The organism is Streptomyces flavotricini (assembly GCF_020639365.1).
Lineage (GTDB): Bacteria > Actinomycetota > Actinomycetes > Streptomycetales > Streptomycetaceae > Streptomyces > Streptomyces flavotricini.
Genome location: NZ_JAINUL010000025.1, coordinates 1 through 640, shown reverse-complemented (window position 1 = coordinate 640; position 640 = coordinate 1). Strand labels below are relative to the sequence as shown.

At 76.4% G+C, this 640-nt stretch carries 1 pseudogene; it reads right to left on the bottom strand.

Features of this window, described 5'->3' with window-relative positions:
* Nucleotides 1-320 (bottom strand): annotated as a pseudogene (locus tag K7B10_RS40420) (hypothetical protein); the annotation flags it as partial.
* Nucleotides 321-640: the final 320 nt, after the last annotated feature.

Below are 640 nucleotides of genomic sequence, written 5' to 3'. Positions count from 1 at the left end.
GAAGCGGAATCCGCGGGCTTACCCGCAGGCCCCGAACCCGGCTTCACGGCCCGGAACACGGCCGTGCGTTCGCTGTCGTCCGCCGACGGCTTGGCCGAGGTGTCGGCAGCGGCCGGCCGGTCCGCGGCGGATGCCGAACCGGAATCAGGGCGGGTGGTTCCGGACGGCTTGTCGGCGGAAGCCGGTGCCGGCTTGCCGGACGGGGCATCGGCGGCAGCCGAAGCGGTGGCGGAACCCGTGGTCGAGGTGTCGGCAGGGGCCGAATCGGAATCCTTCGCGGGGGGCCGCTCGGCGTTGGCCGGCTTCGCGGCGGCGGACACCGGGGCATCCTTACGGCTCCCCTGGCGCACGGCCCGGAAGACCGCGGTGCGCTCGCTGTCGTGCGCCGCCGGCTCGGGCGAGGCATCGGCGGCGGTGTCGGCCTCGTCTTCGGCGGAGGTCGGAGCCGGGCCCGGCTCCGGAGCGACGGCCGGGGTCTTGACCGGAGCGTCCGCACCCGCCTTGGCCGCATCCGGGGCCGGAGCGTCCGCACCCGCCTTGGCCGAATCCGGGGCCGGAGCGTCCGCACCCGCCTTGGCCGAATCCGGGGCCGGAGCGTCCGCACCCGCCTTGGCCGAATCCGGGGCCGGAGCGTCCGCAC